The sequence below is a fragment of the Bacillus crepusculi genome (assembly GCF_014764715.1).
GTDB lineage: Bacteria > Bacillota > Bacilli > Bacillales > Bacillaceae > Bacillus.
In genome coordinates this window covers 221012-239772 of sequence record NZ_JACXXE010000003.1, presented here as the reverse complement: position 1 = coordinate 239772, position 18761 = coordinate 221012, and the positions used below count along the sequence as shown (strand labels likewise).

19 protein-coding genes are annotated in these 18761 nt (G+C 43.7%); 17 read left to right on the top strand and 2 right to left on the bottom strand.

The window, feature by feature from the left end; translation table 11 throughout:
- Positions 1-11 precede the first annotated feature (11 nt).
- The 14 genes from IEE86_RS08040 (at position 12) to IEE86_RS07975 (ending at position 12561) form a co-directional block, all read left to right on the top strand.
- Positions 12-743: a sulfate/molybdate ABC transporter ATP-binding protein gene (locus IEE86_RS08040; RefSeq protein WP_191096739.1), complete on the top strand. Its 732-nt coding sequence runs from the start codon at positions 12-14 to the stop codon at positions 741-743.
- Between the two features lie 238 nt (positions 744-981).
- Complete coding sequence (locus IEE86_RS08035; protein WP_191096738.1) at positions 982-1449, top strand: PTS sugar transporter subunit IIA; 468 nt, start codon at positions 982-984, stop codon at positions 1447-1449.
- Positions 1450-1502: 53 nt separating this feature from the next.
- The gene (locus IEE86_RS08030) at positions 1503-2876 is read left to right on the top strand and encodes a PTS galactitol transporter subunit IIC (RefSeq protein WP_191096737.1); all 1374 of its coding nucleotides are present in this window, start codon (positions 1503-1505) and stop codon (positions 2874-2876) included.
- 19 nt (positions 2877-2895) lie between these two features.
- Positions 2896-3174, top strand: coding sequence for a PTS sugar transporter subunit IIB (locus IEE86_RS08025; RefSeq protein ID WP_003212259.1), 279 nt, complete (start codon positions 2896-2898; stop codon positions 3172-3174).
- Between the two features lie 63 nt (positions 3175-3237).
- Positions 3238-3684, top strand: a complete 447-nt coding sequence (locus IEE86_RS08020; protein WP_191096736.1) for a hypothetical protein — start codon at positions 3238-3240, stop codon at positions 3682-3684.
- On the top strand, positions 3681-4712 hold the full coding sequence (locus IEE86_RS08015) for an alcohol dehydrogenase catalytic domain-containing protein (protein WP_191096735.1): 1032 nt from the start codon (positions 3681-3683) through the stop codon (positions 4710-4712). The genes IEE86_RS08020 and IEE86_RS08015 overlap by 4 nt, the downstream gene beginning before the upstream one ends.
- Before the next feature lie 182 nt (positions 4713-4894).
- Positions 4895-5878, top strand: coding sequence for a pyruvate dehydrogenase (acetyl-transferring) E1 component subunit alpha (gene pdhA / locus IEE86_RS08010; RefSeq protein WP_191096734.1), 984 nt, complete (start codon positions 4895-4897; stop codon positions 5876-5878).
- 31 nt (positions 5879-5909) lie between these two features.
- A complete protein-coding gene (locus IEE86_RS08005; RefSeq protein ID WP_191096919.1) occupies positions 5910-6890 on the top strand; it encodes an alpha-ketoacid dehydrogenase subunit beta in 981 nt (326 codons plus the stop codon).
- A gap of 17 nt (positions 6891-6907) precedes the next feature.
- On the top strand, positions 6908-8233 hold the full coding sequence (locus tag IEE86_RS08000) for a dihydrolipoamide acetyltransferase family protein (protein WP_191096733.1): 1326 nt from the start codon (positions 6908-6910) through the stop codon (positions 8231-8233).
- A 12-nt stretch (positions 8234-8245) separates the two neighbouring features.
- Positions 8246-9628 (top strand): dihydrolipoyl dehydrogenase, encoded by a 1383-nt coding sequence (lpdA, locus tag IEE86_RS07995; protein WP_191096732.1) that lies wholly within the window; start codon positions 8246-8248, stop codon positions 9626-9628.
- A 25-nt stretch (positions 9629-9653) separates the two neighbouring features.
- Entirely contained in the window at positions 9654-10355 is a 702-nt protein-coding gene (locus IEE86_RS07990) for an SDR family NAD(P)-dependent oxidoreductase (RefSeq protein ID WP_224740868.1), read from the top strand.
- Positions 10312-11118, top strand: a complete 807-nt coding sequence (locus IEE86_RS07985) for an SDR family NAD(P)-dependent oxidoreductase (RefSeq protein ID WP_191096730.1) — start codon at positions 10312-10314, stop codon at positions 11116-11118. Before IEE86_RS07990 ends, IEE86_RS07985 begins: the two co-directional genes overlap by 44 nt.
- A 93-nt stretch (positions 11119-11211) precedes the next feature.
- Positions 11212-12168 carry a sugar-binding transcriptional regulator gene (locus tag IEE86_RS07980; RefSeq protein WP_191096729.1) on the top strand — a complete coding sequence of 319 codons (957 nt, stop codon included), beginning with the start codon at positions 11212-11214 and terminating at the stop codon, positions 12166-12168.
- A 63-nt stretch (positions 12169-12231) separates the two neighbouring features.
- Positions 12232-12561, top strand: coding sequence for a bh protein (locus IEE86_RS07975; RefSeq protein ID WP_191096728.1), 330 nt, complete (start codon positions 12232-12234; stop codon positions 12559-12561).
- Positions 12562-12573: 12 nt separating this feature from the next.
- Here the strand turns inward: IEE86_RS07975 and IEE86_RS07970 are convergent, their stop codons facing one another.
- Positions 12574-13899, bottom strand: a complete 1326-nt coding sequence (locus IEE86_RS07970) for an APC family permease (protein WP_191096727.1) — start codon at positions 13897-13899, stop codon at positions 12574-12576.
- 329 nt (positions 13900-14228) lie between these two features.
- On the opposite strand from IEE86_RS07970, the gene IEE86_RS07965 reads away from it, so the two are divergent.
- The gene (locus IEE86_RS07965) at positions 14229-15179 is read left to right on the top strand and encodes a ring-cleaving dioxygenase (protein ID WP_191096726.1); all 951 of its coding nucleotides are present in this window, start codon (positions 14229-14231) and stop codon (positions 15177-15179) included.
- Positions 15180-15422: 243 nt separating this feature from the next.
- Here IEE86_RS07965 and IEE86_RS07960 read toward each other — a convergent pair whose 3' ends face one another.
- Positions 15423-16745, bottom strand: coding sequence for a S1C family serine protease (locus tag IEE86_RS07960; protein WP_191096725.1), 1323 nt, complete (start codon positions 16743-16745; stop codon positions 15423-15425).
- 169 nt (positions 16746-16914) lie between these two features.
- Between IEE86_RS07960 and proG the strand changes: the two genes are divergently transcribed.
- Entirely contained in the window at positions 16915-17739 is an 825-nt protein-coding gene (proG, locus tag IEE86_RS07955) for a pyrroline-5-carboxylate reductase ProG (RefSeq protein ID WP_191096724.1), read from the top strand.
- 189 nt (positions 17740-17928) lie between these two features.
- A complete protein-coding gene (locus IEE86_RS07950; RefSeq protein ID WP_191096723.1) occupies positions 17929-18753 on the top strand; it encodes a M55 family metallopeptidase in 825 nt (274 codons plus the stop codon).
- Positions 18754-18761: the final 8 nt, after the last annotated feature.

Sequence of the window (18761 nt, the reverse complement as noted above, 5' to 3'; positions counted from 1 at the left end):
AGGGATCGGCCTTGGGGATTACAGCGAAACAAATATCAAAACAGTTTGGGCAGACGAAGGTTTTGCAAAACGTCGATTTGTCTATTAAAAATGGCGAATTGATATCTTTATTAGGGCCATCTGGCTCTGGTAAGACGACTTTATTAAGAATTATTGCAGGGCTTGACTACGCAAATCACGGACAGATTTTATTTGGAGATCAGGATTATACTCATATTCCTGTGCGAAAGCGGCAGATCGGTTTTGTGTTTCAGCAATACGCTCTTTTTCGAAATATGACGGTATTTGATAATGTTGCGTATGGTTTGAAGATGAAGCCAAGAGGAGAAAGGTTGCCTAAAAAAGACATCAAAGAGCGAGTATATGAGCTACTAGAGGTCGTTCAGCTAACGCAGTATGAGCACCGTTATCCAGAGCAGCTGTCAGGCGGACAAAAACAGCGTGTCGCACTTGCACGCGCACTTGCCGTCAAACCGAAGGCACTCCTATTAGATGAGCCCTTTGGCGCTCTAGATACGAAGGTAAGGAAAGAATTAAGACATTGGCTGAAAAAAGTCCATCGAGAATTTCAAATGACAACCATCTTTGTGACACATGATCAAGAAGAAGCATTCGATATTGCTGATCGTGTCGTGGTCATGAATGAAGGCAGAATCGAAAAGATCGGGACAAAACAAGAAATGGCAGAGCAATCAGACAATCTATTTGTATCTGAATTTTTAGATATAGGAAACTATATTTAACAAGGTGTGTACAAGGTTCGAAGAGAGGATGCAGCATAAGCTGCGTCTTTTTTTATAAAAATTTCCCTAGGAACATTGACTTATAATTTCGAATATTATAATATCTTTACAAAGGTAACATCATTGAACATTTTTAAGAACATATAATTGTAAGCGCTTTATAAAAGGTTCTGTTCTAAAATGTTCTTTCGTTTTGTTACATGTGTTCATAATTATACCAAATGAAAGAGGTGGTTGTTTGAACAACTTGTTTGAGTTAGATGAACAGCTGATCAAGCTGCAATACGAAGCATCTTCGGGAGAGGAGGTGACCACATATTTAGCAAAGCGGTTAGAAGCTGGGGGGTATATTAAATCGAGCTTTCTGCCAGCAGTGCTTGAAAGAGAAAAAACATATCCTACGGGCCTGCCTCTTGCGACCTTTGGAGTGGCAATTCCGCATACAGATCCTGAACATGTAAACAAACCGGCGATCAGTGTAGCGACATTAAAGGAGCCTGTTATATTTCATAAGATGGGTAGCCCTGATGAGACAGTGCAAGCCAAAATTGTGTTCGTCCTTGCAATCTCTGAACCTAGTAAGCAGCTTGTGATGTTAGAAAAGCTGATGACGCTTTTTAGAAAAGAAGAGGTGATGAATCGGCTATCTCACATGACATCGTATGAAGAAGCTGTTGATGTCCTGCAACAAGAATTAAACCAATAGTCATTCACGAAAGAATGTAAGCGCTTCATCTGAAAAAATCAGGAGGTGGATGTATGATCAAGCAAGCCGTCGATTTTATATTAGACCTTGGACCAACTATTATGCTCCCGATTATTATGACGCTTTTCGGTATGATTTTAAGGCAAGGCTTTAAGAAATCCTTCCGAGCCGGTATTACGATCGGAATTGGCTTTGTCGGTGTCAATCTTGTCATTAATTTGCTTGTCAGCGGTCTTGGACCAGCAGCAAAAGCCATGGTCAATTCCCTTGGGTTAAAGCTCGATATTTTAGATGTCGGCTGGCCAATTGGAGCCGCCATTTCATTTGGTACACCTGTTGCCCCTTTGATGATTCCTCTTGTTCTTTTGTTAAATGTCATCTTATTGTCCGTTAATTTTACGAAAACACTGAATGTGGATATTTGGAATTTCTGGCATTTGATTTTCGCAGCCTCTGTTACTTACTATGCTTATCATAATATGTTCTTGGCTCTTGCTGTTGGCTTGATCGTTTCTGCCATCACACTTAAGTTAGCCGACTGGACGGCGCCGACAATTGAACATCATTTCGGATTAAAAGGCGTATCGATGGCTCATGCTGAAACGGTCAACTTCGCGCCGCTTATGTATGCGTCCAACCGCATCATTGATAAGATCCCTGGTTTAAACAAAATTCATGCTGATCCAGAAACATTGAAGAAACGCTTTGGCATTTTTGGCGAACCACTTGTGATGGGTCTCATACTTGGTATCATTATTGGTCTTCTTGGCGGGTATGATGCGAAAGGCGTCATGACGCTTGGTATTCAAATGGCAGCAGTTCTTGTGTTAATGCCTAGAATGGTTGCGTTATTAATGGAAGGACTGATTCCAATCTCTGAGGGCGCACGTTCTTATATTCAAAAGCGTTTCCCAGGAAAAAACGTCTATATTGGCTTAGATACAGCGATTGTGATCGGTCATCCGGCGAATATGGCGGTAGCTCTTTTGATGGTGCCAATTACGATTTTGCTCGCTGTTGTTCTTCCTTATAATGGCATGCTGCCATTTGCGGATTTATCGGTTCTGCCATTTACGGTGGTATGGGCAGTAGCAGCCGCTCGTGGAAATATTATACGTGGTCTTATTAACAGTATTTTCACATTAATGATTGTCTTCTTTATCGCAACGAATCTCGCACCACTTGCGACAACGATGGGGAAAGCAGTCGGCTTTGATTTCCCAGAAGGGGCAAACATGATTTCTGGTATTGACCTTGGTTCCCACGTCATTCCTTGGATCATGGTGAGACTTCTTGATCCGAGCAACCCTTACTTTATTGCAGCGATTGTTTGTGCACTGGCTTACGCGCTTCTATGGTACTGGGTACGGAATGATATTAGAAGGCAGTATGCGAAAGAAATGGGCTTAGATCAGAAAGATCAATAAATGAGCTGGAGGGATTTTTATGGCGAAGAAAATATTGGTATCGTGCGGAACAGCGGTTGCAACATCTACGGTTGTTGCAAAAAAAGTAGAAGAGACGTTAAAGGAAAAAGGATACGATGTCGTCGTTGAACAATGTAAGGCATCTGAAGTCCCGCAAAAAGCAGAGGGCGCCGATTTAATTGTGACGACAACACCAGTAAGTGATACAAAAGGAACGCCTGTGATCCAAACATTATCCTTTTTAACCGGATTTGGCATTGAAGATGATATTGAGAAAATCATAGATCATATTAAGTAAATGACCACTTGCATGAAGGAGCCTTCGTCGCTCCTTCCATGTCATCTGAAAGGAGGAGGTCTCATGCAGCATCATGCTTATAGCCGAACGTCTGCGGTGTTTTCTATTTTTCTTCCGGCCGTGCTCATCTGTCTATTTTTTCTTTGGTCTCTTTATACGTTAATGTCAGCAGGACCTGAGCCGTTAGCTGTGTTAGGAGTTTATACGCTGCCTATCCTCATGCTTTCTAGTATCACGGGTCTGAACCAGCCGACAAACGTCATCATAAGTGAAGATAAGCTGAAGATAGGGGCTTTTGGCAGATGGCACACATATGCTGTTTCTGATATTAAAGGGAAGCTTTTTTTAAAGCCATATCCTCATATTGGGAAAGTATATGTCAGGGTGGGCCCAGCGCGCATATTCGGAGGACGTTACTGGATATCAAGTGAGATGAGTGAGTATAAGCAGCTTGTTCAAACGTTACAGGATTTTGCGAAGGGTGATGAAAAGGAGGATGCAGCGATATGAAATCAGCTGTCTTTTATTCTTCAGAGGACATTCGATATGAGGAGAGGAACCGGCCTGCAATTGGTGAAGATGAAGTTCTATTAAGAATGCGTGCCTGCGGCTTATGCGGGACGGATATTTACAAAGCAACACATGAGACAGTGCCTCCTGGAACGGTGCTAGGACATGAAATCGCTGGTGATATTGTGGAAACCGGCAAGCACGTGACAAAAGTCAAAACGGGAGACAGGGTCTATGTCGCGCACCATGTACCTTGCTTCACCTGTGACTTTTGTCAAAGGGGATTTTATACAATGTGTCCGCAGTTTACAGCCACGAATGTAGAGCCGGGCGGGTTTTCAGAGTATATCCGTGTACCTGCTTTGCATGTCAAACACACAATGGGGAAGCTTCCGCATGGCGTCTCATATGAGCAAGGGGCGATGGTTGAGCCAGTCGCCTGCTGCTTGCACGGATTCGAACGAGCACCTGTACATCCAGGAGATTCTGTGCTGATTCTTGGAGCGGGACAAATTGGCTGTATTCAATTACAGCTCGCCCAATATTATTTGGCTGGGAAAGTGATGATAACGGATGTGAATGAAAACCGGCTGCTCCAAGCGAGGAATTTAGGTGCAGATATTGCTTTTCACCCAGCATCTGAGCCAGTGGAAAACCGGGTGATGAAAGAAACGAATGGAAAGGGAGCAGACCTCGTCATTATTTCTGTTGGGAGCAGTGCGCTTTTAAAAGAGGCGTTTCAAGCTGTAGCGAGAGGCGGGACGATTTTGGTGTTTGCTCATTTTCCGAAAGGAGATGTCTCCATTCCAGCAGAACGATTTTTCCATGATGAAGTGAAAGTAGTGGGAGCCTATTCCTCACATCCTTATCATTATCGTGAAGCGCTGGAGCTTTTAAAGGCGAAGGTCGTTCATACAGAAAAAATGGTGACACATCGTTACCCGTTAAGTCAGCTGCTTCAGGCGATAGAATGTGCAAGGCATCCTGAAGGTGAGAGCGTCAAAATCATGATGTATCCAGATGAATGAGAATGCAGAAGATTGAAAGAGAAAGAGAAGTTCTTTGGAAAAGGGCTTTGCCTTTCTCTTTTTTTCTGATAAAAGATGAAAACGCTTAAAAATGAAGGAGGAATGCTTGACTTCGGTGACACTTAAACGTATGATGATTACAAATGTAACATATAAGAACAAATGTAAAGGGGAGAGAAAAAATGCAAAAACAAATCACTTTGCCTGAACAGATTAGTCATGAGAAATTAGCAGATTTATATAAACAAATGTGGTTAGTGAGATATTTTGATGAAAAGGTCGACCAATTCTTTGCAAAAGGGCTCATTCATGGAACGACTCATTTATGTGTTGGACAGGAAGCGTCAGCTGTTGGATCAATTGCCGTGTTAAAGGATGAGGATAAGATCGTCAGCACACACCGTGGACATGGTCATTGTATTGCAAAAGGTGCAGAGGTCAATAAAATGATGGCTGAGCTGTTTGGACGTGAAACCGGCTATTGTAAAGGAAAAGGCGGCTCGATGCATATTGCCGATTTAGAAAAAGGGAATCTTGGAGCAAATGGAATCGTTGGCGGCGGTATCCCGCTTGCAACTGGCGCAGCGCTCACATCTAAAATGAAGCAGGAAGGCTTTGTTGTCCTTTGTTTCTTCGGAGATGGTGCAACAAATGAAGGCAGCTTCCATGAGGCATTAAACCTTGCTTCCATTTGGGATTTACCTGTTGTGTTTATTTGCGAAAATAACCAATACGGCATGTCTGGTCCTGTGAAAGAAATGATCAACATTGAAGACATCTCAACAAGAGCAAAGAGCTACGGAATGCCAGGGGAAACTATCGATGGAAATGATATGGTTGAGATTATGAACACAGTAGATGAAGCGGTCAGCCGTGCAAGAGCTGGAAAAGGTCCATCACTCATTGAAATGAAAACGTATCGCTGGAAGGGGCATTCTAAGAGTGATGCGAAAAAATACCGTACACGTGAAGAAGAAACAGAGTGGAGACAAAAAGACGGAATCAAACGCTTTAAGTCTCTCTTAATTGAACTAAATGTTTTGACAGAAGAGCAGGCCGCAAGCTTACAAGAAGAAGCAAAGCAGGAGATCGAGGCATCTGTTGAATTTGCTAAAAATAGTAAAGAACCGTCAATTGACACACTATTAGAGGATGTATACGCCTAATTAGGAGGGGAATCACGTGACAAAAACAACAGTGAGAGAGATTTCGTATTTAGAAGCCGTTCGAGAGGCTATGAGTCAGGAAATGAGAGAAAACCAAGATGTCTTTATTTTAGGTGAGGATATCGGTGTATATGGAGGCGCTTTTGGGGTCACGCGCGGTATGATCGAAGAATTCGGTCCAGAGCGCGTTCGCAATACACCGATCTCAGAGGCTGCCATCGCAGGGGGCGCAGTCGGAGCTGCTTTGACAGGTATGCGTCCGATTTTAGAGCTTCAATTCTCTGACTTTATTACAATCGCGATGGATCAGCTTGTGAACCAAGCAGCCAAAACACGCTACATGTTTGGCGGAAAAGGAAAGGTGCCGCTTGTTGTGAGAACACCAGCAGGGTCGGGAACCGGTGCAGCGGCGCAGCACTCACAAAGCTTAGAAGCGTGGATGGCTCATATTCCGGGACTAAAGGTGGTTCAGCCTTCCACAGCGTATGATGCAAAGGGACTTTTAAAAGCGGCTATGGATGATGACAATCCTGTCATTTTCTATGAACATAAGCTTTTATATAAAACAATCAGCGAAGTGCCAGAGGAGCAGTATTCGATTCCTTTAGGGAAAGCGGATGTGAAGAGAAGCGGAAAGGATGTCACGATTGTCGCAACAGCCATTATGGTGCACAAAGCGTTAGAAGCGGCGAAGGAATTAGAAGCAGAGGGAATCGATGTCGAAATCATTGATCCAAGAACACTTGTACCTTTAGATGAAGAAACCATTATCGAATCTGTGAAGAAAACGGGTAAATGTATCGTTGTTCATGAAGCGGTGAAACGAGGCGGCTATGGCGGAGAGATTGCGAGTATGATAGCGGAAAGTGAAGCCTTTGACTACTTAGATGCTCCGATTAAACGACTTGGCGGTCTTGCGGTACCAATTCCATATAACCCGACGCTGGAAAAAGCGGTCATTCCACAAGTGCCAGATATTATTGAAGCAGCAAAAGAGCTTGTGCGCTCTTAAATAAAGGGGAGAAGATCATGCCAAAAGAGATATTTATGCCGAAGCTAAGTAGTACGATGGAGATCGGTACCTTGCTTCAATGGTTTAAAGAAGAAGGAGATTCGGTTGAAATCGGTGAACCTCTTTTTGAAATTATGACAGACAAGATCAATATCGAAGTGGAAGCCTATGATGATGGTATTTTTCTAAAAAAATATTATGAAGCTGATGATCAAATTCCTGTCAATGCTGTCATTGGCTATATCGGAGAGGCGAATGAACAGGTGCCAAGCGAGCCGCCTGCACAAGCAGATGAAGATTCCCCTGGCAGCGGTGAATCGTCTTCATCAGACACTGCTTCATCCGGTTCTACCGAAGCCCCAAAAACGTCTGATGAAAAAGTACGTGCCACCCCCGCAGCGAGAAAAACGGCAAAGGATCATCATGTACCGATTCACGAGGTATCTGGCACAGGACCAAAAGGCAGAGTTCAAAAGCGGGATGTCGAAGCAGTCGTTCAAACGGGTGAGAAGGATCAGCGTGTGTCCCCGCTTGCAGAAAAAGTCGCTGCGCGTGAAGGAATTGATTTAGCAGCAGTTTCTGGATCTGGCGCACACGGGAAAATCATGAAGAGTGACGTACAAGCAGCAGCTGTACGAGCAGCAGAGGCTTCGCCGGTGAAAACACAAAAACTAGCTGGCATGAGAAAAGTGATCGCAGATCGCATGTCACAAAGTGCCTTTACAGCACCGCACGTCACATTAACAAGTGAAATCGATATGACCAAAGCAAAAGAAGTGCGCAAACAGCTACTGCCGGCGATTGAAAAAGAGACAGGGTACAGATTGTCGTTCACAGAGCTCATCATTCATGCGGTCAGCAATGTCCTGACGCGCCATCCGCAGATCAATATGACGTTTGAACAAAATGAGCTCCACTTCCATGAGGATGTGCACATTGGTCTCGCTGTTGCAGTGAAAGACGGCTTAATGGTTCCAGTCATTTCTCATGCGAATCAAAAAGGCTTAAAACAGCTGACAAAAGAGGCAAAAGAAATTGGCCGAAACGCACGTGATCAAAAACTGCTCCCAGATCAGTTGAAAGGGTCGACATTTACCATTAGTAACTTAGGCATGTATGCCATTGATACCTTTAGTCCGATCATTAATCAGCCAGAAGTGGCCATCTTAGGTGTTGGGCGCATTCAAGAAAAACCTGTAGTGATAGATGGAGAAATTCAGGTGCGGCCAATGATGGGTGTTAGTTTATCGTTTGATCACCGAGTCGTAGATGGTGCACCAGCGGCTGCCTTTTTAACAGATCTCAAAAAAGTACTTGAACAACCATTTGAATTGCTAATGTAGGAGATGAATTGGATGACGAAAACGTATGATCTGACAGTCATTGGTGGAGGGCCTGGCGGGTATACTACTGCCCTTCAAGCAGCGGAGCGAGGACGAAAGGTTGCTTTAATTGAAGAGGATTTTCTGGGCGGTACGTGTTTAAATCGAGGCTGTATCCCCTCAAAGACACTGCTCAAACATGCAGAAGTCATTGAATCAATTGAGAAGGCGAAAAGCTGGGGAATCGAAACAGGTGACATGATCCTTTCCTTCGATAAAATGAGAAAACGAAAAGATGACGTGATTGAAAAGCTCAGAGGCGGAATCGCCTTTTTATTAAAACAAGGAAAGATTGATGTATATAACGGCAGAGGCACAGCTGTTACAAGGCACCGGATTGAGATTGAAAAACAAGACGGATCAGAATCGATTGAAACGAAAGAGCTTATTATTGCGACCGGATCTTCACCAGCCATTCCGCCAATACCGGGGCTTCAAGAGACTCAATTTGATACAAGTGATACGATCTTTGATATCCCAGATATTCCTGCTTCTGTCGTTATTATTGGCGGAGGTGTCATTGGGCTTGAGCTGGCTTGTATTTTCCAGAGTCTTCAATCCAAAGTCACGATTATTGAAGCGGCTCCGTCCATTATTCCGCAAGAGGATGAAGAAGCATCTAAGCTACTAGAAAGAGAATTGAAGAAAAAGGGCATCCATATCGCAAAGAAAACTACTGTGACAGAGGTGACCGAAAGCGAAGGAGTTAAAGCGGTTCATGCAACAGATGATAAAGGGGAGACTCACATTTTTACAGCTGAAAGACTGCTTGTATGTGTAGGGAGAAGACCGAATGTATCAGCTGTAAGTAAGCTTGATCTCAAGCTGGATGGCCCATTTATCAAAGTGAACGACCAGATGCAGACAAGTGCTGAAGGTGTATATGCAGTGGGCGATGTCGCCGGCGGCTATCAGCTGGCTCATGCGGCGATGGCAGAGGCAGCCGTTGCGGTCAGCAATATATGCGGCGTACCTGAAAAAATGAATGCTGATATCATGCCGAGATGTATTTATACATTACCAGAGGTGGCAAGTGTCGGTCTTACAGAGAAAGAGGCAAAAGCCAAAGGGCTTAACGTGCGGGCAGAACGATTTGATTTAGCGGCAAGCGGAAAAGCATTAGCGGCAGGTGTTCAAACGGGCTTTATTAAATTGGTGTACGATACTGCATATGGTGAAGTGATCGGCGCCACAATGGTTGGTCCGCACGTCACAGAGATGATTTCCGAAGCTTCCTCATTTATGTATTTAGAAGGAACAGCAGAAGAGATGGCGAAAATGATTCATCCGCATCCAACCATCTCAGAAGGCTTTTACGAAGCAGCCCTTCATATCGTGAGTAAGCTGAGAAAATAAATGCCAAACAAGGGATAGGGAGGAGATGCATGTGCACGTCCAGCTTCATCAGAAAGCGGCACTTGTGACAGGTAGCACAGATGGATTTGGAGAAGCCATCTGCCTGGCTTTAGCCCGGGCAGGTGCACATGTTTTTATACACACGTTTCATGATGAATCAAAGGCTAAAACCATTCGGGAAGACATTCAAAAAATGGGCGGAAAAGCAAGTATTATCATGAATCCACTTAAGACACCGCGTGATGCTACGAATATGATGAGGCGAGTGATCGATACATGCGGTAAGCTTGATATTTTGGTCAACCAAGCAGAGCAAAAAGCGGGCACAGAGCTTACCGGCGTCAGCCCTGATAGATGGGTGGATGAAGTGGAAGCGACCGTCAACACAGCTTTTCTTTCAAGTCAAGCCGCCGTATGGCACATGATTGACCATAAGCAAGGCTGCATCATTAATATATCGTCCTCAGGTAGTATAACAGGTGATGGCGGGATGTCACATGCGACCTCGAATAGTATGCTGAATGCGATGACAAAAGGGTTAGCACGAGAATTTAAAGACAAAGGCATCCGGGTACTGGCCCTATTGCCGCCTCCTCTTCATTTGCTTCCGGACACAGATCAAATTAAGGAAACAGTGGCTCATATGACGGTGTTCCTAAGTACATCGTATGGGGCATTTACAGATGGAGCAGCGATTATGCTTGACGGGGGTGAGAGCGCTGGCTAATCATCAAAAACCCGTTCTTATCGTTGGCGGGGCCCAAGGGATCGGCAAAGAAATTGCTCAGCGTTTTTTAAAAGAAGGGCATCGTGTAGCTGTGTCAGATATAGATGAACAAGGACTTTCGCTTTTAAAACAACAGCATCCTCAGCTACTGACATTCCAAGCTGACGTTTCATCGTGGGAAAGTGTTCAGCAGATGACGTCAGCAGCTGAAAGGGAGCTGGGTGGCATTGGGCATCTTGTCTATTCAGCAGGAATGACGAAATCCCTGCCTTTTTTAGAGGTTGATGTTTCACTTTGGAAAAAGACACTGGCTGTGAATCTACATGGTCTTTTCTACTGCATCAAAGCATTAGCGCCCTATCTATGTGAGCGGAAAGAAGGCAGCGTCGTCATTATTGGATCAGGATCTGCGATAACAGGCTCTGGCGGCGGCATCCAGTATTACGCATCAAAAGCAGGTGCTTTTGGTCTGATGCGTTCGCTCGTAAAGGAATTAGGTTCCCATCATGTACGCATCAATGTCATTGCACCCCGCGTGATTGAATCCCAGATGCTTGATACCCTTTATCCTACTAAGGGGGAAAAAGGGAAGCTCCAGTCGCTCATTCCTATCGGGAGATTAGGAAAACCTGAGGACATCGCAGGTCTCACTTTATTTCTCGCAAGCGACGAGGGAAGCTATTTGCACGGACAGGTGATTCTGTTAGATGGCGGGAGAACGTATCAGCCGAAATATACTGAGGGAAAAAGAGCGGAGAGGTGATCGCTCTTTTTGTCATTTTCATAACAATTGTTCCAATTAGAAACGAATGTTTGGTATACTGGTAATCATAGTATATTAAAAGGATGATGTCACATGCTGAATTGGGAAGAAAGACGACAGCTCGTCAAGGTTGCTCATCTTTATTATACAGACGGGTGGACGCAGCAGGAAATTGCAAAAAAGCTCAATGTCTCAAGACCAGTCATTTCAAAGCTCTTGCAAAAAGCAAAAGATGTGGGAATCGTTGAAGTGTACATTAAAGACGAAAGCATTCATACGGTGGAACTGGAAAAGCAGCTAGAAACAACCTTTCAATTAACAGATGCTGTTGTTGTCCCAAGTGTCGGGACAATGCCTGAGATGGTCAAGCGGGCAGTCGGTCAGGCAGGCGCCTATTATCTGTCTAAAAACATGAAAGATGCAGAGAAAATCGGCATTTCTTGGGGAACCACACTTGCTGAGCTTGTGAAGGAATATCCTTTTGAACGAAGAAACGAAGTGAAAGTCATCCCTTTAGAGGGAGGAATGGGCAGACAGGCGGTCGACATTCACGCCAATCAGCTGGCGTATGAGCTGGCAAAGAAGATGAATGGCACATGCTCCTATTTATATGCCCCTGCGATTTTAGAAACAGAAGAATTAAAAGAACGGCTCATGGCGATGCAGGACATAGAAGCTGTGCTTGAAGAAGGCCGAAATGTGGATATTGCCCTTATCGGTATTGGCAACCCGCATAAAGGCTCTACATTAAAAACCGTTGGATATTTAAAAGAAGAGGATTTATCTGGTTTAAGACAATCAGGGGCTGTCGGCGATATTGGCTTTCGCTTCTTTGATGGTGAAGGAAAACCTGTCCAAGATGAATTGAACCAAAAGGTCATTGGATTATCGCTAGAGCAATTAAAGAGTGTCAAAACGGTCATTGCTGTTGTGGAAGGAACCCATAAAGCTGAAAGTATTTTAGGGGCTTTAAATGGCGGATTCATCCAAGTGCTGGTGACAGACGAGCTGACGGCAGCAGCCATTTTAAAGGAAGCATCTGTCCAATAAATGGCTGAGAGCGATCGAATGGTATAAAAAGAGCAACATCAAACGAGAAAGGAGCTGTGTATCTTGAAGAAAACCGAAATGGAAGCAAACCTACACTGTACTCGGTGCCAAGAAGAGACCCTCCACAGCATCGTTTATGTGAATGATCAAATGAAAAGCGTTGAGTGTACAGAGTGTCATCAGAAGATCAGTGTGCAAGTCGACATCATGAAGGAATTTTACAAAGAAGTATACGAAAAAATTGCGACAAAGCCGAAGCGAATGACGCAGGAATATAAGGCGAATCTGAATGGCTTTCTCTCAAGGCTCCCAATCCGCGTTCTCAGTAAGCCATACCGGCTCATGCGATATTTAAACGAATCATACAAAGTGATCAAGCAATATAAAAAATAAAGCAGAGGCTGTTTAGCGCTCTGCTTTATTTTGTGTTTTTTTCATATAATAATAAATCGGCAGTCCAGCAATTCCGATCAGCATGGAGAAAAGGCAGCTTTTCAAATCCGTGATCATCGTGCTGATTAAGACGAAGAAAGAGCCGATAATCGCAATGATCGGTGTGAGCGGATAAAGTGGTACGCTATAAACGCGCTTCATTCCCTTGTTTTGTTTTCTTAGCTTAAAGACAGCGAAAAAGGCCATGACATAAAAAATATAAATCATGAAAATGGAAACCTCTGACAGCTTCTCTGGATTACTGACGATCATAAACACAATGGCAATCAAAATTTGCACAAATACAGCAACCCAAGGTGTTTGGAAGGTAGGATGAATCCGTGAAATGGCTTTGGCGAAAGGGATTTGCTTTCGTTCTGCCATCGCAAATATCACACGTGGGAATGAAAGAACCTTTCCGTTCAAGCAGCCGAAGATACTAATGATGATTCCAATACTAATGATTTTACCGCCGATTGGACCAAAGAGCATTGTAGCCGCAGTACTTGTCGCATTTTCACCTAGCTGGACGATTTGATCAGCAGGTAACACGTGCAAAAGTGCAACATTAATAAAGAGGTAACAAGCCGTGACGATTAAAATCCCGCCTGCCATCGCCCGAGGAAGCAGTTTCTCAGGGTTTTTCATTTCTCCGCCAAGCGCAGCAAGCAAAATCCAGCCATCATAAGCAAACAACGTAGCCAAAATCGCTGCACCGAAGTTCATTTGAGCGATACTATCGTTGACAGCCATGAAGATATTTTCATTTCCTTTCCATAAGCCAAACACAATAATAGCGGCAATTGGGACAAGCTTTCCGATCGTGGTTAGTCCTTGGACAAATCCGCCGTATTTTGTTCCCATGATGTTGATGACACATAAAAATAAAACGGTGATAATGCCAATCGTTGTAGACCAAAAAGAAGAAAGAGAAAATAAATTGGCTAATAATGAACCAAAATAAAGACCAAGAGCACCAATAATGGCTGGTCCGTAAATAATAATTTGCACCCAGCCGCATAAGTAGCCCCAAAATTCACCGTACACTTCTTCGAGATAGGCATATAACCCGCCGGTTCGCGGAATTTGTGTACCAATTTCAGCAACAGTTAGTCCGCCTGCAAGGGTTAAAATTCCACCTAACAGCCAAGCGAATAAGGCGATGCCTGAGCTTCCTGAATAGGAAAGGACGTTGCCTGGCTTCATAAAGACGCCGGACCCGATAATGGTCCCGATGACAAGAGATAGGGCAAAAAATAAGCCGATGTCTTGTTTTAACGCTGGTTGTTCTTTGTTCATTACACACGACCTCCTGCATCACTTTCGTACGTTACTGTGACATGTATTTTGTTCATTGTAATACGATTTTAGGAAAACAAGAATTAAAAAAATTTTCTGACTTTCGTATTTGTAATTGAAAGTGTTTGTTTATTGGAGATATCAGGGTAAATGTTATGTTAAAGACGAACATTATTAGATTATTTTTGTCTTAATGTTAATTTGAAAGGTGAAAACCGAACATCCAGTAAACATGCAGCCAAATGGTTGACTTTTCTTGAAAAATGACCTATTTTATTCATAAGGATATTATCTTGAATTCGAGATATTTTGAAATAGGAGTGAAAATAATGAAAATAAATGGGATTCACCACGTATCAGCTTTAACAGCCAATGCTCAGAAAAATGTTGATTTCTACCGACAAATCCTTGGCTTGAAACTTGTGAAGAAAACAGTCAATCAGGATGACCCTTCTATGTATCACTTGTTTTATGGAGATGAGGTCGCCTCACCAGGAACGGAGCTTACATTCTTTGAAATTCCAATGCTGGCCCGCCGTTTAGAAGGAACAAATGCCATCACACGCACAGGCCTTCTCGTTTCTTCTGAAGAAGCACTTTCATTTTGGGAAAAGCGGTTTGAAGAAAAAGGCGTGCAGCAAGAAACAGCTTCCTTAAGAGGCGGCAGACCTGCCTTGCGCTTTACTGATCCAGAAGGGCAGCAGCTATTCTTGACAGTAGAACCGAATGGACATGAGGCAGGCTCACCGCCAGTACATGCCGAAATTCCGGCAGAGTTTGCGATTAGAGGGCTGGGTCCAGTTGAATTAACCGTTGCAGAAGCGGATAAAACAATCCGTGTTTTAACGGACATTCTTGGCTTCACTGAAAGAGCACGTGAACAATCAAGTGATGGTGAGATTGTGACCATTTTTGAATCAGGAAATGGCGGAGCTGGAACAGAGATTCATGTGATCGAAAAAGCAGAAGGTCCATCTGAGCGTTCCGGCAGAGGGAGTGTACATCACGTTGCCTTTCGTGTGGAAGATGCAGAGGAGCTAGAAAAATGGTATGACAAAATATCAAAAGCAGGCTTCACAAATTCTGGTGTTGTGGAACGCTTCTACTTCAAAGCCCTTTACTTTAGAGAACCGAATGGTATTTTGTTTGAAATTTCAACAGATGGCCCTGGGTTTACAGTAGATGAGGGAGTGGATGAGCTTGGTGATCAGCTTGCACTTCCGCCATTTCTAGAGCACAAACGAGCAGAAATCGAGAAGCGATTAGCTCCAATTCAGTAATCATAGTAAAAGCAGCTCAGTTGATGAGCTGCTTTTTAGATTGTTGACAAAGGGCTAAAATGGTGTTTATTTTAGCCTTTTGTCTTCTTTTCAGCGTGATAGAAAGCCCTTGAAGTCTAGGAAGGGCGAGCACCGGAGCGGAGCGAATTGGACATTCGTGAGCACCGGCGCGCAGACCTGACAAAGAATGCGAGGGGTTGTCTACATGCTGAAAGCAGCTCAGTTGATGAGCTGCTTTTGTCGTTAGGAGCTTACTTGCTTTGATTCAGATTGTGTTAATGTCACCTGTTTTGTTTCTTCTGTTCCGTTTCGAATGAGTGTGATTTTCACTGTGTCTCCTATTTTTGCATTCGTGTATAGCTCGTGTCTTAATTCACTGCCAGTTTCTACTTTTTTGCCATTGATGGCGGTAATGACATCCTCTGATTTTAAGCCAGCTTTTGCGGCAGGGGAGCCGGCAGCGATTTCTTTGATGTATACGCCTTTATCTAGCTGACTGCTTTTGAGTCCTAGTGTTTCCTTCTGATACGCATCCGGAACTTGTTCAAGATCTAGCATGCTAATGCCGATGTATGGACGTTCAATTTTTCCTTTTGCGAGAAGCTGCTCGGCGATTGGTTTGACATCATTGATTGGAAGCGCGAACCCTATGCCTTCAACACCTGTTTCTGAGATTTTCATACTCGTGATTCCCACAACCTTTCCGTCCGTAGTGAGAAGCGGGCCTCCGCTGTTGCCAGGGTTAATAGCTGCATCTGTTTGAATGACATTAATGCTGCTCTCGCCAGCTGATGTATTCATAGAGACCGTACGATCGACACCGCTCACAATTCCTTGCGTTACGGTTCTTGATAGGTCTTCACCAAGCGGGTTACCGATTGCGATGACGGTTTCTCCAGCTCGAAGTGAAGAAGAATCACCTAATGTCGCAACTTTTGTGACATTGCTGCTGCTAATTTCTACAACCGCTAGGTCAGTCAGCGGGTCTGCTCCGACCAGTTTTCCTTCAACTGTTTTGCCATCATGCAAGGAGACCGTTAGTTTGTTTGCCCCTTCAATAACGTGGTTGTTTGTTAATACATAGGCTTTACTGCCGGATTTTTTAAAAATTACGCCTGATCCTGTACCAGTTTCTTCCTCTTGGCTGCTTTTGTTTTGATTTTGCTGTGATTCATCAAAAGGTGTGCTGGTATCGCCAAAGCTCGTGTCTGTTTGACTTTGCGCTTGGTAGTTTGTAATGCCAACAATGGCTGGTGATACATTTTCGACCATATTGGAAATACTGCTTGATGAAGTTGATGTTTGTACAGCTGTTGTTTTTGACGTATTGGCACTTGTATCATTTGTGGATACAGCTTCTGTTTTTGTTGACGATTCATTTGCTGTACTGCTCTCTGTGTGCTGCGCGTATGGCGTGAGGACATAGACACCTAATGCTAACGTACCGCCTGCCAGACCGCTGACAAAGGGCTTAAACCAGCCATTTGGCTTCTTCTTCGGTTTTTTTGGTTGTTCAATTGTTTGTAATTCATAAGAAGGTTGTGTTTCGTCTTTGTGATGTGTCATTTGGATCACTCTCTTTCATTCAATTTTTTCATGTATGTGTTCAAGGTGTTTTACTGTATGTGGTGGATCTGACTTTATCGTAAGAAAAAAATGTGGGATAAAAATGAAAACATTGTGGGAAATTGTTAAAATAAGTAGTGAATCTAAGCAAAATAGAGGAGATTAAACTGTGGAGACAATCGGAATCATTGGTTATGGAAGTATGGCAGATATGATGGTACAAAAATGGCTGGAAAAAGGGGGGCTAGATGCCCGTCAGTTCATGATCCATACAAGAAGTGATACGGAGCGGCTGCATCAGCTCAAAGAGAAGCACCAAGATGTAAACATCTGCTCATTAGACGAACTTTCTGCGGCATGTGATGTGCTTTTTGTCTGTGTGCCGCCGCTTGCTGTATGCGACATTCTGGATCAGCTTCCCCGTGCAAAAAAAGCAATACATATCGTGTCTGTAGCAGCGGCTGTGACGTTAGAAAAGTTATCAAAGCATACGACTCAGCCAGTATCCAGATACATCCCAACGCTCACGTCAGCCGTTGGGACAGGCGTATCACTTGTGGCTCATGGAGAAACCGTAGGGCATGAGGAGCAAGAACGTTTGCACCGTCTGCTTTCAGCTTTTAGCATCGTCCGGGAAGTAGAAGAAGACCGATTTGATGCGGCGAGTAATTTGACAAGCTCCTCTCCTGGCTTCATCGCTGCTATTTTTGAAGAAATGGCGAAAGCCGCTGTGAGAAATAGTGAGCTTTCCTTAGAGGAAGCATATGAATTTTTAACTTATGCGCTTTTAGGCACAGGCCAGGTCCTTGTAGAACGTGGGCTTACATTCGCCGAAACTGTTGATAGGGTGGCGACAAAGGGCGGAATTACTGGAGAAGGCGCTGCGGTCATTCAAAAGCAGGCACCCCAGATGTTTGATGACTTATTTACACAAACCATGAAGAAATACGATCAGCTGAAATCACAGATCGACGAAGCAGATAAACACCACTAAAGACATAGTTAGTGGTGTTTTATTTGTTAAAAAAACCCTTTAATCGTTATTCTTTTGACCCGTAGTAGATGAGTCTAAACTCCTTATTTTTAGAAGATGTATTGAAAAATCAATCAAGTTCTCATATAATTTTTTAGAAAATTTAGAAAAATATACACAAATTTTAAGTTTAATTAAAGGGGGATGGGGATGAAACTCTATGTATCTGTCGATATGGAGGGGATTACTGGTCTAGCAGATCATACATTTGTTGATAGCCGTCAGCACAATTATGAACGGGGCAGACGCATCATGACAGGTGAAGTGAATGCCTGTGTAGAGGCTCTTCTTGAGCATGGTGCAACCGATATTTTGGTCAATGACAGTCATTCTAAAATGAATAATCTCTTGATCGAAGAACTTCATGAAGAGGCAGCCCTTATATCAGGCGATGTAAAGCCTTATTCAATGGTTCAAGGATTAGATCAAACCTATGATGCAGCTGTTTTTTTAGGCTATCATGCGAGGGCATCAATGAAAGGTGTGATGTCCCACAGTATGATTTTTGGAGTCAGACATTTTTACATAAATAATCATCCAATTGGAGAAATGGGCTTTAATGCGTATGTTGCAGGCTATTATGGTGTTCCAGTGATCCTTGTATGCGGGGACGATCAAGCGGCATTTGAAGCAGAAAAGCTGATGCCTGGTGTGAAAACTGTTGCAGTGAAAGAAACCATTTCAAGATCTGCTGTGAAATGCTTAACTCCTGCCAAAGTCAATCAACAAATCTCGCAGCAAGTAGAAGCCGCGATGAAACAGATTCATCAAATCAAGCCGCTGACGCCTCCTAATCAGCCGCTGCTTAAGATCGAATTTGCCAATTATGGACAAGCCGAATGGGCGAATTTAATGCCGGGTACTACCATCCAAGAAGGAACAACGACTGTGACCTATCAGGCAGACAATATATTAGAAGCCTACCAAGCGATGCTAGTCATGACAGAGCTTGCCGCACGTACAACATTTTGTTAAGCGAGGGG

What these genes read in the sequence shown, in the direction of transcription:
- IEE86_RS08030 (WP_191096737.1), top strand. Translation starts at nt 1,503, where the DNA reads ATGATCAAGCAAGCCGTCGATTTTATATTAGACCTTGGACCAACTATT.
- IEE86_RS08025 (WP_003212259.1), top strand. Translation starts at nt 2,896, where the DNA reads ATGGCGAAGAAAATATTGGTATCGTGCGGAACAGCGGTTGCAACATCT.
- IEE86_RS08020 (WP_191096736.1), top strand. Translation starts at nt 3,238, where the DNA reads ATGCAGCATCATGCTTATAGCCGAACGTCTGCGGTGTTTTCTATTTTT.
- IEE86_RS08015 (WP_191096735.1), top strand. Translation starts at nt 3,681, where the DNA reads ATGAAATCAGCTGTCTTTTATTCTTCAGAGGACATTCGATATGAGGAG.
- pdhA (WP_191096734.1), top strand. Translation starts at nt 4,895, where the DNA reads ATGCAAAAACAAATCACTTTGCCTGAACAGATTAGTCATGAGAAATTA.
- IEE86_RS08000 (WP_191096733.1), top strand. Translation starts at nt 6,908, where the DNA reads ATGCCAAAAGAGATATTTATGCCGAAGCTAAGTAGTACGATGGAGATC.
- lpdA (WP_191096732.1), top strand. Translation starts at nt 8,246, where the DNA reads ATGACGAAAACGTATGATCTGACAGTCATTGGTGGAGGGCCTGGCGGG.
- IEE86_RS07990 (WP_224740868.1), top strand. Translation starts at nt 9,654, where the DNA reads ATGCATGTGCACGTCCAGCTTCATCAGAAAGCGGCACTTGTGACAGGT.
- IEE86_RS07985 (WP_191096730.1), top strand. Translation starts at nt 10,312, where the DNA reads ATGGAGCAGCGATTATGCTTGACGGGGGTGAGAGCGCTGGCTAATCAT.
- IEE86_RS07980 (WP_191096729.1), top strand. Translation starts at nt 11,212, where the DNA reads ATGCTGAATTGGGAAGAAAGACGACAGCTCGTCAAGGTTGCTCATCTT.
- IEE86_RS07970 (WP_191096727.1), bottom strand. Translation starts at nt 13,899, where the DNA reads ATGAACAAAGAACAACCAGCGTTAAAACAAGACATCGGCTTATTTTTT.
- IEE86_RS07965 (WP_191096726.1), top strand. Translation starts at nt 14,229, where the DNA reads ATGAAAATAAATGGGATTCACCACGTATCAGCTTTAACAGCCAATGCT.
- IEE86_RS07960 (WP_191096725.1), bottom strand. Translation starts at nt 16,745, where the DNA reads ATGACACATCACAAAGACGAAACACAACCTTCTTATGAATTACAAACA.
- IEE86_RS07950 (WP_191096723.1), top strand. Translation starts at nt 17,929, where the DNA reads ATGAAACTCTATGTATCTGTCGATATGGAGGGGATTACTGGTCTAGCA.